General features: G+C 71.9%; 14 protein-coding genes. 3 read left to right on the forward strand and 11 right to left on the reverse strand.

Annotated features, from left to right (window positions below):
* Positions 1–208 precede the first annotated feature (208 nt).
* Both ABZ857_RS15815 and ABZ857_RS15820 read right to left on the reverse strand, forming a co-directional pair.
* Positions 209–1,540: an NAD(P)/FAD-dependent oxidoreductase gene (locus ABZ857_RS15815; protein WP_357043383.1), complete on the reverse strand. Its 1,332-nt coding sequence runs from the start codon at positions 1,538–1,540 to the stop codon at positions 209–211.
* Between the two features lie 179 nt (positions 1,541–1,719).
* Positions 1,720–2,520, reverse strand: a complete 801-nt coding sequence (locus ABZ857_RS15820) for a uracil-DNA glycosylase (protein WP_357043385.1) — start codon at positions 2,518–2,520, stop codon at positions 1,720–1,722.
* 172 nt (positions 2,521–2,692) lie between these two features.
* Here ABZ857_RS15820 and ABZ857_RS15825 point away from each other — a divergent pair, with 172 nt between their 5' ends.
* From ABZ857_RS15825 to ABZ857_RS15835, 3 genes are all read left to right on the forward strand, one after another.
* Positions 2,693–3,898 carry a cytochrome P450 gene (locus ABZ857_RS15825; protein ID WP_357043387.1) on the forward strand — a complete coding sequence of 402 codons (1,206 nt, stop codon included), beginning with the start codon at positions 2,693–2,695 and terminating at the stop codon, positions 3,896–3,898.
* A gap of 100 nt (positions 3,899–3,998) precedes the next feature.
* Positions 3,999–4,415 carry an SRPBCC family protein gene (locus tag ABZ857_RS15830; protein WP_357043389.1) on the forward strand — a complete coding sequence of 139 codons (417 nt, stop codon included), beginning with the start codon at positions 3,999–4,001 and terminating at the stop codon, positions 4,413–4,415.
* A 3-nt stretch (positions 4,416–4,418) separates the two neighbouring features.
* The gene (locus tag ABZ857_RS15835; protein ID WP_357043391.1) at positions 4,419–4,847 is read left to right on the forward strand and encodes a MarR family transcriptional regulator; all 429 of its coding nucleotides are present in this window, start codon (positions 4,419–4,421) and stop codon (positions 4,845–4,847) included.
* Between the two features lie 12 nt (positions 4,848–4,859).
* Here the strand turns inward: ABZ857_RS15835 and ABZ857_RS15840 are convergent, their stop codons facing one another.
* From ABZ857_RS15840 to mfd, 9 genes are all read right to left on the reverse strand, one after another.
* On the reverse strand, positions 4,860–5,879 hold the full coding sequence (locus ABZ857_RS15840) for a hypothetical protein (RefSeq protein WP_357043393.1): 1,020 nt from the start codon (positions 5,877–5,879) through the stop codon (positions 4,860–4,862).
* Positions 5,876–6,205 (reverse strand): PadR family transcriptional regulator, encoded by a 330-nt coding sequence (locus ABZ857_RS15845; protein ID WP_357043396.1) that lies wholly within the window; start codon positions 6,203–6,205, stop codon positions 5,876–5,878. Before ABZ857_RS15845 ends, ABZ857_RS15840 begins: the two co-directional genes overlap by 4 nt.
* 70 nt (positions 6,206–6,275) lie before the next feature.
* Complete coding sequence (locus ABZ857_RS15850) at positions 6,276–7,217, reverse strand: Ppx/GppA phosphatase family protein (protein WP_357043398.1); 942 nt, start codon at positions 7,215–7,217, stop codon at positions 6,276–6,278.
* A gap of 76 nt (positions 7,218–7,293) precedes the next feature.
* Complete coding sequence (locus ABZ857_RS15855; protein WP_357043400.1) at positions 7,294–7,899, reverse strand: DUF501 domain-containing protein; 606 nt, start codon at positions 7,897–7,899, stop codon at positions 7,294–7,296.
* Between the two features lie 25 nt (positions 7,900–7,924).
* Positions 7,925–8,410: a septum formation initiator family protein gene (locus ABZ857_RS15860; RefSeq protein WP_357043402.1), complete on the reverse strand. Its 486-nt coding sequence runs from the start codon at positions 8,408–8,410 to the stop codon at positions 7,925–7,927.
* A 146-nt stretch (positions 8,411–8,556) separates the two neighbouring features.
* Positions 8,557–9,837 (reverse strand): phosphopyruvate hydratase, encoded by a 1,281-nt coding sequence (gene eno / locus ABZ857_RS15865; protein ID WP_357043404.1) that lies wholly within the window; start codon positions 9,835–9,837, stop codon positions 8,557–8,559.
* A 162-nt stretch (positions 9,838–9,999) separates the two neighbouring features.
* Positions 10,000–10,998, reverse strand: a complete 999-nt coding sequence (locus ABZ857_RS15870) for a MazG family protein (RefSeq protein WP_357043406.1) — start codon at positions 10,996–10,998, stop codon at positions 10,000–10,002.
* Positions 10,999–11,154: 156 nt separating this feature from the next.
* Entirely contained in the window at positions 11,155–11,784 is a 630-nt protein-coding gene (locus ABZ857_RS15875) for a SurA N-terminal domain-containing protein (RefSeq protein WP_357043408.1), read from the reverse strand.
* A 52-nt stretch (positions 11,785–11,836) separates the two neighbouring features.
* Positions 11,837–15,334, reverse strand: a complete 3,498-nt coding sequence (mfd, locus tag ABZ857_RS15880; protein ID WP_357043410.1) for a transcription-repair coupling factor — start codon at positions 15,332–15,334, stop codon at positions 11,837–11,839.
* Positions 15,335–15,438: the final 104 nt, after the last annotated feature.

The raw sequence follows: 15,438 nt of genomic DNA on the forward strand, positions 1-15,438 counted from the left end.
TCTTACGCGGCTTGTCCCCCTTTCCACAGCGCGTGAACGGGGCCCCTTTCCGCCACCCGGTCAAGGTCCGGGAGACCGTCCGCACCTTCTCCCCCGTCCACCACACCAGCATGGCAGAGCGCAGGAACACGCATCGGCCCGGCGGGGTGCGCCGCCGGGCCGTGTGCGTGTCCTGGGTCGTGCCGTCGATCCGTCCGCGCCGAGCGGGTCAGCGCTTGGGGCCGCTCTTCGCGGCCGCCTTGAACTCGTCGCGCGGGTGCTCGATCTCGCCGAGGGAGATCGTCTCTCGCTTGAAGAACAGCGACAGCGTCCAGTCCATCACCACGCGGACCTTCCGGTTGACCGTGGGGACCCGCGACAGGTGGTAGGTGCGGTGCATGAACCAGGCCGGGAAGCCGCGCAGCTTCACGCCGTAGACGTTCGCGACGCCCCGGTAGAGGCCGAGCCCGGCGACCGACCCGGCGTACTTGTGCCGGTAGTCCTGCAGCTTCTCCCCGCGCAGGTACGCCGTGATGTTGTCGCCGAGGACCTTCGACTGCCGTACGGCGTGCTGGGCGTTGGGCGCGCAGTACTGGCCGGGGTTGGTCACGTCGGGCACGCCCGCGATGTCACCGGCGGCGAAGGCGCCCTTGACGCCCGCGACGGTCAGGCGCGTCGTGGTCTTGATCCGGCCGCGCTCGTCGAGCGGCAGGTCGGTGGAGTTGACGATCGGGCTCGCCTTGACGCCGGCGGTCCAGACGATCGTGGCCGACTCGAACTCGTCGCCGTCGGAGGTCTTGACCAGGCCGCCCTCGCACGACTGGAGGAACGTCTCCATCTTGAGCTCGATGCCGCGCTCGCGCAGCTGCTCGGCGGTCCACTCGCCCATCTCGGGGCCGACCTCGGGCAGGATGCGGTTGGACGCCTCGATCAGGACCCAGCGCAGGTCCTTCTTGTCGATGCTCGGGTAGTACTTGATCGCGTCCTCGGTCATGTCCTCCAGCTCGGCGAGGGCCTCGATGCCCGCGAAGCCGCCGCCGACCACGACGAAGGTCAGCGCGCGGCGGCGCACGTCCTCGTCGTCGCTCGACTCGGCCCGGTCGAGGAGGGCCAGGACCCGGTTGCGCAGCGCGATGGCCTCGCCGACGGTCTTGAAGCCGATGGCCGCGTCCTCCAGGCCGGGGATCGGCAGCGTACGCGAGATCGAGCCGGCCGCCATGACGACGACGTCGTACTCGATCTCCCGGGACTGACCGGCGGCGGGCTCGAAGGTCAGCGTACGGGCCTCGTGGTGCACCTTGGAGACCTTGCCGTTGAGGATGCGCACCTTGGGCAGCACCCGGCGCAGCGGGGCCACGACGTGGCGCGGCGAGATGTTGCCGGCCGCCGCCTCGGGAAGGAACGGCTGGTAGGTCATGTACGACTGCGGGTCGATGAGCGTGATCCGCACGCTGCCGTCGCGCAGCTCACGGCGGAGCGTGCGCTGGAGACGAAGAGCCGTGTAAAGGCCCACGTACCCACCGCCGACGATGACGACGTGCTTCCAGTTGCGGTCTGCCACGACTGCCCTCCCAACGCTTGTGAAAGCATTCACAAGCCTACGTCACGAGTCGGCAACCGCACCAACCCGCCAGGGCCAAAGTCCAGTGATTTTCCCCACTTCGTCATCTCTTGACGACATTTCTCAGGAAAAATCCCGCAATCTTCCGTCAGTGATCGACTTCACACTTGTGAAATGCTTCACAAGGTGCTTCCCAGGGCGGCGGCGCGGGCGAAGACCGCGTCGAGCATGTCGGCGGTGACCCGGCCGGTGAAGGTGTTCTGCTGGCTCGGGTGGTAGCAGCCGATGAGCGTGACCGGAGCCGCACCGTAGGAGACGGGCACCTCCACGGCGTGCCCGAACGGCGGCCTGCGGGACGGCAGCGTGAACCCCGCCTCGCGCAGCGCCGGCCACACCGCCTGCCAGGCGAAACCGCCGAGCGCCACGATCACCCGGGTCGTGCCGGCCACCAGCGCGAGCTCCCTGGCGAGCCAGGGGAAGCAGGTGTCGCGCTCCTCCGGAGTGGGCTTGTTGGCGGGCGGCGCGCACCGCACCGCCGCCATCATCCGGGCGCCGATCAGCCGCTGCCCGTCGCCCGCGTGGACGCTGGTCTCCTGCGCGGCGAGCCCGGTGCGGTGCAGCGACGCGAACAGCCAGTCGCCGCTGCGGTCCCCGGTGAAGATCCGGCCGGTCCGGTTGCCGCCGTGCGCGGCGGGGGCCAGCCCCACGATGAGCGTGTGCGGCGCCTCGTCGCCCCACCCCGCGATCGGCCGGCCCCAGTAGGTCTCGTCCGCGAACGCCCGCCGTTTGACGTCGGCGACCTCCTCCCGCCACTCGACGAGACGCGGGCAGGCGCGGCACACCGACTGCCTCGCGGTCAGGTCGGTCAGCGTACGGCTCTCGGCGGCCAGTTTGGCGACCTCGTGGGCGTCGTGGGCGACGGGGGTGTCCGGGCAGGCAGGGTCACCCGGCCAGCCGGAACCGGGAGGAACGGAGCTCATGACACCGATCGTGCCAGGTGAAGGGGGATGCACCGGACCGCCGGGGCCGCCACGACGAGCGGCGCGAGCGCGAGGCGGCGCCGGTTCGCGGCACCGGCGCGTGTAATGAGGAGGTCACACCGAGGAAGATTCCAATCTTTTCCGTCCTGCCGGAGGTGGGTACGTACGGCCCGTGTCCACCGACTCATTCCCCCCGCTGTTCGGCCCGGCGTTCGACGCCGACCCCTACCCCGCCTACGACTGGCTGCGCAGGAACGCGCCGGTGACCCGCGTGCCGCTGCCCGGCTGCGAGGCGTGGCTGGTCACGCGGTACGAGGACGCCGTGACCGCGCTGACCCATCCCGCCCTCGCCAAGGACCCGGCGGCCGGCTCGCCCGAGTGGCGGGCCGCCTCTCTCGGCCTGCCCCTGGACCACCGGCCCGGGCTCGCCCGCCACATGATCAACGCCGACGGAGCCGACCACGCGCGCCTGCGGCGACTCGTGAGCGCGGCCTTCACGCCCCGGCGGATGGCGGGGCTGCGGACGCGGGCGCTGGAGGTGACCGACGCGCTGCTCGACCGCCTCGACGGCCCGGAGGCGGACCTCATCGCCGGCCTCGCCTATCCCCTGCCGATCACGATCACCTGCGATCTGCTCGGCGTGCCGGAGGAGGACCGCGCCACCTTCCACCACCACGCCTCCGTCATCGACTCGGCGGCGATGTCCGAGGTGGAGGAGATCACCCGCGCCACGGACGCCCTGGAGAGCTTCCTGGCCGACCTGGTCGAGCTCAAGCGCTCACGGCCGGGCAACGACCTGCTCACCGACCTCGTCCGGAGGTCCAACCAGGGCGAGATCGACAAGGACGAGCTGACCTCGACCGCCTTCCTGCTGCTCATCGCCGGCCACGAGACGACCGTGGCGCTGATCGGCAACGGCCTGCTCGCGCTGCTGCGGCATCCCGGCCAGGCGGCGGCTCTGCGCGCCGACCTCTCCCGGCTGCCCGACTTCATCGACGAGATGCTGCGCTACGACGGTCCCGTACGGAACGCCACCTGGCGGTTTCCCACCGAGCCCGTGGTCATCGGCGGCCAGGAGATGCTGCCCGGGGAGCCCATCCTCGTCTCGCTGCTGGCGGCCAACCGGGACCCGGCGGCGTTCGCCGACCCCGACGCGTTCTCCCCCGGCCGGATCGGCGAACCGCACCTCGCCTTCGGCCGGGGGCCGCACTACTGCGTCGGCGCGGCCCTGGCCAGGGTGGAGGGAGAGGCCGCGATCGGCCGGGTCCTGGAACGGTTCCCCGATCTGGCCCTCGCCGCCGACCCCGCCGAGCTGAGGTGGTGGCCCAGCGCCATCATGCGCGGCCTGTTCTCGCTCCCGGTCCGGTTGCACGGCTGACGTCCCGCCCCGGCTCCGTCCGCCTACGGAGCCGGCGGTGTGGACAAATAGTCTACGCGCAGATAATCTCTGCGTACCCCATTGAGTGAAGGAGCCCGGCATGTGGGAGTACGAGCACAGCGTGGAGACCGTCGCGAGCGCCGGCGTGGTCTGGCGGCTCTGGTCGGACATGGCGGCGTGGCCGCGCTGGAACGACGGGATCGAGAGCATCGAGATCAACGGGCCGTTCGCCGTCGGCACGACGTTCACCATGACCCCGCCGGGGGACGAGCCGATCCGGATGCGCCTGGTCGAGATCGAGCCGGGCAAGTGGTTCACCGACGAGATGGACGCCGGAGACTTCGTCGTACGGACCGTGCACCGGCTCGAACCCGCGGACGGCGGCACCAGGATCGTCTACCGGACGGAGATCACCGGCCCGGCCGCGGACGAGGTCGGTCCGCAGCTCGGCCCGGCCATCACCGCCGACTTCCCCGACGTGCTGGCCGCGCTGGTGCGGCTGGCAGAGGAGGGCTAGACCATGCCGCCGCTGGACCCCGAGGAGAGCCCGGGGTTCCTGCTGTGGCACGCCACGCTCCGCTGGCAGCGCGACATCGCCGCGGCCCTCGCGCCGCTGGATCTCACCCACGTGCAGTTCGTCCTGCTGGCCAGCACGTGGTGGCTGAACTCCCACGGCGACGATCCCAACCAGCTCACGCTGGCCCGGCAGGCCGGCACGGACGTGAAGATGACCTCTCAGGTCATCCGCAAGCTGGAGGCCAAGGGCCTGGTCCTGCGCGAGGTCGACCCCGCCGACACCCGGGCCAGGAGGCTGCGGGTGACCGAGCGCGGCGCCGCCCTCGCGCGGGAGGCCGTCGCCGTGGTCGAGGGGGTGGACCGGGCCTTCTTCCGGCCCGTCTCCGACCGCACGACGCTCCTGACCATGCTGCGCGCGCTCGGGTCCGGCTGACTCTGTGTTTCCCTATCGCCGTCGGTGGGTCGGCTCCGCCGAGGGGGACGGCTCGGCGGAAGGCGACGGTGAGGCGGACGGTTCCGCGGCGGGTGCCGGGGAGGCCGTGGCGTCCGCGGGCGTCGGCGTGACGGGCACGCAGGTCGCCTCCGGTTGGGTGGGATCGACGCGCTGCTCCACGGGCTTCAGCGGCAGCGGATAGGCGTTGCGGATGGGCGGCTCCCCGTCGCAGGGGATGACGAGCTCCTGGTCGAAGCCCTGCTCCAGCATGATCGGGTTGCCGTCCTGATCGTAGAGCCGGACGTTGTGCAACGGCGTCCCGTCCTCCGCGTACGGGAAGATGTTGTAGACGTCCCCCTCACCCAGCGAGGACACCCTCTCCACCCGCATCCCCGGCGCGTACGCATCCGGCTCGGGGCCGTAGTCGAAGGCCACGCTGCGCGACGACGTGCTCGGGACGTCGGCCATCGCCGTGATCACGAGGACCGCGGCCAGCAGATTGGCCCCGAGCAGCAGCACGCGGCCCCAGCGCGACCGCCGCGTACGGCCCCGCCGGCCCAGCCACACCGACCCCCAGATCACCGCGAGCGTGAACACCCAGGCGGGGATGTCGCCGGGGATCAGCCCAGGGGCGCTGATCGGCGCGAGCACGGCCAGCGCGAGCGCGTAACCCCGCAGCACCCACCACGCGGGGCGCAGCTCCGGGGCGAAGACGGCGGCCTGACGGTAGGGCGGGAGCACGAGCAGCCGCGTGTGAACGCGCCGGACGGCTCCGCTCACCCGCTCGCGCAGCCGCCCGCCCAGCGAGGACCGGCCGCCCGACGGCCGCCCGCCGTAGGCGGCCCGCAGCTCGGCCGCGTACGCCTCGGGGCTGCCGAGGCGTTCCTCCAGCGACATGCCCGGCTCGGCGGCGACCTCGGCGAGATGCTCGTCCAGGTCCTCCAGCAGCGCGTCCCTGTCGCGGGCGGGGAGATCGGCGAGCGCCTCGCGTACGGCGGCGGCGTAGTCCTGGGGCGTCAGTGGGGGATTCATCCCGGATCGACCTCCTTGAGCAGGTCGTTCATGGTGGAGGCGAAGGACGTCCAGGTCTTCGCCGAGGTCTGGAGGAGCGAGCGGCCCACGTCGTTCAGGCCGTAGTACTTGCGGTGCGGCCCCTCGTCGGAGGCGACCACGTAGGAGGTGAGCGCTCCGGCCTTGAAGAGCCGCCGCAGCGTCCCGTACACCGAGGCGTCGCCGACGTCCTCCAGCCCCACCTCACGCAGGCGGCGTACGACGTCGTATCCGTAGCTGTCGCGCTCGGCGAGCACCGCGAGGACCGCCATGTCGAGGACTCCTTTGAGGAGCTGGCTACTGTCCACGCACCGCACAGTACTACGCAATGCACAGTAGCGGCAAGATCGGGCCCGCGAGGGGCCGGACCGAAGGGGGTCAGGTGGTGAGGGACCAGGCGATGCCGTCGAGGATGTCGTGCTCGCTGACCACGACCTCGGAGAAGCCATAGCGGCGGACGATGCGGTCGAGGATGAGCGCGCCCGCGCCGATGACGTCCACCCGGCCCGGGTGCATGACCGGGATGGCCGCCCGCTCGTCGTGCGTCATGCGCAGCAGCCGCGCGGACACCTCGTGGACCCGCTCGGCGGGAATGCGCGAGTGGTGGATGCGCGCCGGGTCGTAGGCGGGCAGATCGAGCGCGATCCCGGCGACCGTGGTGACCGAACCCGCCAGGCCGACCAGCGTCCGCGCCGTGCGCACGGGGACGCTCTCCTCGACCCGATCCATGGCCGCCTCGATGTCGGCGACGGCCGCCTCCACCGTCCCGGCGCTCGGCGGGTCGTCGCGCAGGTGACGCTCGGTCAGCCGTACGCAGCCGATGTCCACCGAGAGCGCGCCCTCGACGGACCGCGAACCGACGACGAACTCGGTCGAGCCACCCCCGATGTCCACCACCAGATAGGGGGTCTCGGCCTCGGCACCGTAGTGGGCCAGGCCCCGGGTCGCGCCGGTGAAGGACAGCCGCGCCTCCTCGTCACCGGTCACCACCTCGGGCTCCACGCCGAAGATGTCCCGTACGCCGGAGACGAAGTCGGCCCGGTTGGCGGCGTCGCGGGTCGCCGAGGTGGCGACCACGCGGACCGGCACGGGCCCGTCCGGGGAGTGCTCCCTGATCAGCTTGGCGTATCCGCGCATCGCCGTGAACGTCCGCTCCAGGGCCTCCGGCGCGAGCCGTCCCGTACGGTCGACGTCCTGGCCGAGCCTGACGATCTCCATCCGCCGTTCGACGTCGGTGAGGTCGTCGCCAGAGATGTCCGCGATGAGAAGGCGGACCGAATTGGTCCCGCAATCGATGGCCGCGACCCGATTCGTCTTCACGCTCATCCCCTCCGGCCTCCGGCCGGCTCCCCGCGCCATGACGGCGCTTCCGTCTCGGTCCCGCGCCCGGCCGGGCTCATGACTGCTCTTCGGATTTCTCCACGACGACCTTCTCCACGACGACGCAGGGGCCGCCGGCCCACCAGTCGGGCAGCGCGTCGAGGGCCTCCCGGCCGAACGGGTTGGCCCCCGGCGCGGCCAGCTCGTGGGCGACCAGCGCGTGCAGGCACTTGACCCGGCCCGGCATGCCGCCGGCGCTCTGCATGTCGCGCGGCAGCGGCTCCAGGCCCTCCTCGTCGGCCGCCCGGTCGCGGCGGGCGACGTAGTCCTCGTGGGCCGCCCGGTAGGCCTCGGCCAGCTCGGGGTCCTCGGAAAGCCGGGCCTGCATGCTCCTCATCAGGCCGGACGACTCCAGCGTGCCGATCGCCGAGGCGGCCTTCGGGCAGGTCAGGTAGAACAGCGTGGGGAACGGCGCACCGTCGGGCAGCCGGGGCGCGGTCTCCAGCACGTCGGGCAGCCCGCAGGGGCACCGGTGGGCGACGGCCCGCACCCCGCGCGGCTGCCGCCCGAGCTGCGCCCGCGCCGCCGCCAGGTCCGCGGGGTCCACCCGGCCTGCCTGGCCCACGTGGTCCGCCCGGTCGTTCGCCACGTCGATCTCCTCGCCCTTCACGCTTTCCGCCATGCCGTTCCCAGGGCGTCCGCGATCCTCATCCCGCCGACGCCGACGCCGACGCCGACGCAGACGCAGACGGGGACCGGGACGGGGACGCCGCCGGTGCGGGGCTCTGCCGCGCCGCGGGTGCGCCGGGCCGCCCCTTGTCCGCCGCCTCGAATGACCGCCAGAGAGTGAGGTACCAGGCGGGCCGCTCCGGCTGCCTGGTCCCCGCCTTGGCGGCGGCGGTCCCGGCCGTCTCCTCGTCGAGCACCTGGTAGCAGTCCGCGCCCGGCTCGCAGTAGAACAGCCGCTCCTTGGCCAGGCGCTTGATGTACTCCGGATCCTCCAGCCGCCGGCGCCGCTCCTCCAGGTTCTGGAGCTTGCGCAGCGCGTTCGCCTGCTGCTCCTCCAGCTGGGCGATCTGCCGGCGCTGGGCGACGTACTCCCGCACGGGGTAGGCCAGGCTCATGGCGATGGCGCACACGACGACCGCGAGGATCGCCGCGCGCCCGGTGAGCTGCGGCCGCTTCGCCGCCACGAAACCACCCCTCCCGGTCGGTCAGCGCATGGCCCGGTCAACGGCCACACTAACCGCCGTCCCGGCCGTACACGCCCGGACGGGCACGACGTCGCCGCGCCGGTGTCCGGAACGTGTCCAGCCGGGCTTCCCCCGCGTGCCGCCCGCTATCCCCGGAAGCGCGGGAAGGCGGAGCGACCGGCGTACCGCGCCGCGTCGTCGAGCAGCTCCTCGATGCGCAGGAGCTGGTTGTACTTGGCCACCCGGTCCGAGCGGGCCGGAGCGCCGGTCTTGATCTGGCCGCAGTTGGTGGCCACGGCGAGGTCGGCGATCGTGGTGTCCTCGGTCTCGCCGGAGCGGTGGCTCATCATGCAGCGGTAGCCGCTGCGGTGGGCCAGGTCGACCGCGTCGAGGGTCTCCGACAGCGTGCCGATCTGGTTCACCTTCACCAGCAGGGCGTTGGCGGCGCCATCGGCGATGCCGCGGCCGAGCCGCTCGGGGTTGGTGACGAACAGGTCGTCGCCCACGAGCTGGACCTTGGCGCCGAGCGACGTGGTGATGGCCTTCCAGCCCTCCCAGTCCTCCTCGTTCAGCGGGTCCTCGATGGAGACCAGCGGGTAGGAGCGGACCAGGTCCTCGTAGAAGGAGATCAGCTCGGCGGCCGACAGGCCCTTGCCGTCGATCGTGTAGACGCCGTCGTTGTGGAACTCGCTGGCCGCGACGTCGAGCGCGAGCGCGATGTCCTGGCCCGGCGTGTATCCGGCCTTCTCGATCGCGACCATGATCAGGTCGAGCGCGTCGCGGTTGGACGGCAGGCTGGGAGCGAAGCCGCCCTCGTCGCCCAGGCCGGTGGCGTAGCCCTTCTCCTTCAGCACGCTCTTGAGCGTGTGGTAGGTCTCGGCGCCCATGCGCACCGCCTCGGAGAACGTCTCGGCCCCGATCGGCGCGATCATGAACTCCTGGATGTCCACGTTGGTGTCGGCGTGCGCGCCACCGTTGAGGATGTTCATCATCGGCACGGGCAGGATGTGCGCGTTCGGCCCGCCGACGTAGCGGAACAGGGGCAGGTCGGCGCTGTCGGCGGCGGCCTTGGCGACGGCCAGCGAGATGCCGAGGATGGCGTTGGCCCCGAGGCGAGCCTTGTTGGGCGTGCCGTCCAGGTCGATCATCGTCTGGTCGATGAGACGCTGCTCCTCGGCGTCGAACCCGATGAGCTCGTCGGCGATCTCGTCGGTCACGCCGAGGACGGCCTTCTCGACACCCTTGCCGAGATAGCGCTTCTTGTCCCCGTCGCGCAGCTCGACGGCCTCGAACTGACCGGTGGAGGCGCCACTCGGAACGGCGGCGCGGCCGGTGCTGTAGTCGTCCAGGAGTACCTCGACCTCGACCGTGGGGTTCCCACGGGAGTCGAGGATCTCGCGGGCGGTGATGGCCTCGATGGCAGCCACGAACGCTCCTAGCAAAATGGCGGGCGGTTTGCCACCCGAGCCTATCGGTCCCTACTACTCGGTACGGCGCAGGGCCACCCGTTCACGGCGTGTTCGATGGACCGCGAGCCAGGCACGGCCGGGCACCGCCGGGGCGCGGCCGGAGTGGCAGGCGCGGCCGGATCAGCCGAGGCCAGGAGTGGCGGGGCCGGCCGTGCTCTCCCACTCCTCCACGCGCCGCCGATACTCCCTGGCCGCCGCCCTCAGCTCGGCCTCGGGGTCGAGCCCCGCGTCCTGGGTCTCCCGTACGAGCGCGAACAGGCGGGCGCCGGCGGGCGGGGTGAGGTCGCCGGCGAGAGAGGCGGGCGCCCCGGCCCGGCCGGCCCGGCGCAGGAGCTGGGCGGCCAGGGAGATCGCCGGCTGGCCCATGGGCACGCCGCTGAGCACCGTGGGGGTCTCCCCCTTGGCCGCCCGCTCGGCCGCCTTGATCGTCTCCCAGTTGTCGCTGACCTCACCGGCGCCGGAGACCTCGACCTCCGCGAAGACGTGCGGATGGCGGCGGACCAGCTTCTCCACGATCCCGGCGGCGACGTCGTCGATGTCGAAGCCGTCCCCGGCCGTCCCCTCCGGGCCCATCCGTTCCTGCGCCAGCCGAGCATGGAACATCACCTGGAGCAGCAGGTCGCCGAGCTCCTCGCGAAGCGGCGGGCCGTAGTCGCCCTCGTGGATGGTCTCCAGCACCTCGTAGGCCTCTTCGACCAGGTAGGGCACCAGCGACTCGTGGGTCTGCTTGCGGTCCCACGGGCACTCGCGGCGCAGCCGGTCCATGACCTGGACGAGATCGAGCAGCCGGGCGCCGGGCAGGTCGTAGGAGCCGGGGACGACCTCGATCTCCGGCGGCTCGTCCAGGGAGATCGCGGCGTGGCCGACCGCGCGCATGAAGTCCTCGTCGCCGTCCTGCGCGGCCAGCCACACCACCGTCCCCGTACGGCTCTCGCGGGCGATCGCGCCGGGATCGGGGGTCACCACCTCGACCCGGACGCCGGCCTCGTCGAGATAGGGCAGGTAGGGGTGGTCCGGGGTGCCGGTGAGCACCCGCCCTCCGGTGAGGGCCTTCCACGCCGCGGGCGCGAGCAGGCCCGGAGCGACCCGGGGCGAGGTGGTCACCACGATCAACGCCATGGCCTCAGCCTAGAGGCCGCCGACTCCGGTGTCGCCGGGCCGCCGACCATACCGCACAGGCGCGTCAGAGGGCACAGCAGGCCGACCGCCCGGCTGTGTGGTCCGGGCGGCTCGGACGCCGGTGGTTCGGGAGGTCGCGGCTCGGCGGGCCCGGGCTCAGCCGGCCGCGCCCGCGGCGGCCCCGCCCGCCGTGGCCGCGCTCGACGAGCCGAAGCGGTCGTCGGCGACGAAGCCCTGCTGGAGGTCGAACTTGCCGTAGCGCGGGCTGTACTGCACCGGCACGGTCGAGTCGGCCTCCTCGATGACCTTCTTCAGGGCGGCCTCCTGGCTCGCCTGGTCCTGACCGGCGCCGGACCGCTGCGCCAGCTTGTTGCGGACGATGACGGCGCGGATGAAGCCGCGGCCCTCGTCCAGCGGGACGCCGTTGGCCAGCAGCACCTTGTTGAACTGGTCCCAGCCGCCCTGCGCCGTGGCGACGTCGTCGACCTCCCGGTCGGTGGCCGTGACGCCCTTGCGCCGGCCGAGCTCCTGGAACTGCCTGCTCGTGGTCATGTTGAGCAGGACCGTCTGCGGCAGCGAGAACGCCAGCTGGAGCTGCTCCTCGGGGATCTTGTTGGCGGCCAGGTCGGCGCGCAGCGCGCGGACCTCGTCGTTCAGCTCGCTGGAGCTGATGCGATCCTTGCCCACGATGGCCGCGGAACCCGCCTGCACGGGGCCGCCGCACGCGGTCACGGCGATCCCCGCCGCCGCAAGCGCCACGGCGACGCGCACTCGATACGACTTCACGGACGATCCTCCCGAACGACACCGGCCACGCGTTTGATGACAATTTCGCGGGTCACTGTACCCGCATCGGCTCCAGGAACAGGGCCTCGACCAGGTCCCCACACCATTTCAGCAGGTCGAGGTCGCGTAGTGGCTGACCGCCGATCGGCTTGGTCTTGGGCACCGGCACGAGCAGGATGCCCGTCGCCTGCTTCCAGATGGAGCGGGGATAGAGCCGCTGCAGCCGCACCTGCTGGGAGTCCCTCAGCTCCACGGGCGCGAACCTGATCTGCTGGCCCTGCAGCGTCACGTCGGTCAGCCCCGCCTTGCGGGCCTTGATCCGGAAGCGCGCCACCTCCAGCAGGTTGTCCACCTCCTGGGGCGGCCTGCCGTACCGGTCGGTGAGCTCGTCGCGGACGGCCGTGATGTCGTCCTCCGAGCCGATGGCCGCGATCCGCTTGTACGCCTCCAGGCGCAGCCGCTCGGAGGTGACGTAGTCGTGCGGCACGTGGGCGTTGATCGGCAGCTCGACCTTGACCTCGGGCCGCTCCTCGACCTTCGCCTCGCCCGCGAGCTTGGACTTCTGCTCCTGGACGGCCTCGGCCATCATGCGGACGTACAGGTCGAAGCCGACGCCGGCGATGTGGCCGGACTGCTCGGCCCCGAGGATGTTGCCCGCGCCGCGGATCTCCAGGTCCTTCATCGCGACGTACATGCCCGCGCCCATCTCGGTGTGCTGGGCGATCGTGGCGAGCCGCTCGTGCGCGGTCTCGGTCAACGGCGACTCGGGCGGGTAGAGGAAGTAGGCGTAGCCGCGCTCGCGGCCCCGGCCGACCCGGCCGCGCAGCTGGTGGAGCTGCGACAGGCCGTAGTTGTCCGCGCGGTCCACGATGAGCGTGTTGGCGTTGGGCACGTCCAGGCCGGATTCGACGATCGTGGTGGAGACGAGCACGTCGAAGTTGCGCTCCCAGAAGTCCACCATGATCTTTTCGAGCTGGCTCTCGTTCATCTGGCCGTGCGCGACCGCGATCCGCGCCTCCGGCACCAGCTCGTGCAGCCGCGCGGCCACCTTGTCGATCGTACGGACCCGGTTGTGGACGAAGAACACCTGCCCGTCGCGCATCAGCTCGCGCCGGATCGCCGCCGCGATCTGCTTCTCGTCGTACGGCCCCACGAACGTGAGGATCGGGTGCCGCTCCTCCGGCGGGGTGAGGATGGTCGACATCTCGCGGATGCCGGTGAGGCCCATCTCCAGCGTCCGCGGGATCGGCGTCGCCGACATGGCGAGCACGTCCACCTGCGTGCGCATGTGCTTCATGGCCTCTTTGTGCTCGACGCCGAACCGCTGCTCCTCGTCCACGATGATCAGGCCGAGCTCCTTGAACTTCACCTCGGGCGACAGCAGCCGGTGGGTGCCGATCACCACGTCGACCGCGCCCGTACGCAGGCCGTCGAGGGTCTCCCGCACCTCCGAGTCGGTCTGGAACCGGGAGATCGGCTTCACGGTGACGGGGAAGCTGGCGAACCGCTCGCCGAACGTCGACAGGTGCTGCTGCACCAGCAGCGTCGTCGGCACGAGCACGGCGACCTGCTTGCCGTCCTGCACCGCCTTGAACGCCGCCCGCACCGCGATCTCGGTCTTGCCGTAACCGACGTCGCCGCAGATCAGGCGGTCCATCGGGACGGGCCGCTCCATGTCGCGCTTGACCTCATCGATCGCTTCGAGCTGGTCGCCCGTCTCGGCGTACGGGAAGGCGTCCTCCATCTCCCGCTGCCAGGGGCTGTCGGGGGCGAACGCGTGACCGGGCGAGGCCATCCGGGCCGAGTAGAGCCGGATCAGCTCGCCCGCGATCTCCCTGACCGCCTTCTTCGCCCTGGTCTTGGCCTTGGCCCAGTCGGCCCCGCCCATGCGGTTGAGCGTGGGCGCCTCGCCGCCGACGTAGCGCGTGACCTCGTCGAGCTGGTCGGTCGGCACGTAGAGCCGGTCGCCCCTGGCGTACTCGATCACGAGGTATTCGCGGGTCGCGCCCTGGATCGTGCGCTGCACCATCTCGACGTAGCGGCCCACGCCGTGCTGCTCGTGCACCACGTGGTCGCCGACCTTGAGCTGGAGCGGGTCGACCATGTTGCGGCGGCGCGACGGCAGCCGCCGCATGTCCTTGGTGGACGCCTTCTGGCCGACGAGGTCGAGGTGGGTCACCACGGCGACGTCCGGCGTGACGAAGCCGTGGTCGATGCGGCCGGTCGTGACCTGCACGACGTCCTTCGGCGGCGGACCGTCGAGGGACGGCACCAGCCGCGCCGCCACGTCCACGCCCTTGAGCAGCTCGACCATGCGCTCGGCCGGGCCGTGCCCCTCGCTCAGCAGCACGACGGCCTTGCCCGCGCCCATCCAGCCCTTGATGTCGGCGAGCGCCCGCTGGGTGTCGCCCCGATAGGCCTCGACGTCCTGCGCGTCCAGCTCCACGCCCTCGCCGAAGGGGGCGATGCTCCACCACGGCTGGCCCAGCTCGCGGGCGTGGTCGCGCACCTCCTCGAGCGTGCGGAAGGCGGCCGCCTCCAGGTCGATCGGCGCCTCTCCGCCCGCCGCCGCGGCGATCCAGGACGCCTCCATGAACTCCTGGCTGGTGTGGACCAGCTCGACGGCCCGGCCGCGGATCCGCTCGGGGTCGCAGACGAACACCGCCGACCGGATCGGCAGGTGGTCGAGCAGCAGGTCCATGGCCCCGGCGAGCACGGGCGCGAACGCCTCCATGCCCTCCACCGGCACGCCCTCGGCGAGCTGGTCGAGCACGTCCTTAAGCGCCGGGTGCTCCTCCCCCAGCTCGCGGGCGCGCCGCCGTACATCCTCGGTGAGCAGCAGCTCGCGGCAGGGCGCGGCGAAAAGCCCGTCCTGGGCGACCTCCAGCGAGCGCTGGTCGGCCACCTTGAACCAGCGGATCTCCTCGATCGTGTCGCCCCAGAACTCCAGCCGCAGCGGGTGCTCCTCGGTGGGCGGGAACACGTCGAGCAGGCCGCCGCGCACGGCCACCTCGCCGCGCTTCTCCACCATGTCCACCCGGTGGTAGCCGTTCTCGACCAGCCGGGCCACCACGTCGTCCAGATCGGCCTCGTCACCGGCGCGCAGCCGTACGGGGGCCAGGTCGCCGAGGCCGGCCACGATGGGCTGGAGCAGCGAGCGGATCGGGGCCACCACGACCCGCAGCGGGCCGGCCGCCGGGTCGCCCTCGATCGGGTGCGCCAGCCGCCGCAGCACGGCCAGGCGCTGGCCGACCGTGTCGCTGCGCGGCGACAGGCGCTCGTGCGGCAGGGTCTCCCAGGCGGGGAAGACGGCCACGGAGGTCTCGTCGACCAGGCTCGTGAGCGCGGCGGCGAGATCCTCCGCCTCGCGCCCGGTCGCCGTGACGGCGAGCACCGGCCGTACGCGGGACAGCGCGGCCACGGCGAACGGCCGCAGCGCGGGCGGCGCCACCAGCTCGGCGCCCGGATGGGCGGCCTGCCCGGCGGCGTCGAGCGCGGCGGCCAGCCTGGGTTCGGCGGATACGAGGTCGAGCAGTCCGGAAAGAGACATCGATGCCTTCAAAAGCCCCGTGACAAAGACAGCCGGCGTGCGGACGCGACCCCGTTCATCCGGCCGATCCCCCTTACGGAGGAGATCCGCGAGACGCTCCCAAC

The organism is Microbispora sp. NPDC046933, from assembly GCF_040644635.1.
Taxonomy (GTDB): Bacteria; Actinomycetota; Actinomycetes; order Streptosporangiales; family Streptosporangiaceae; genus Microbispora.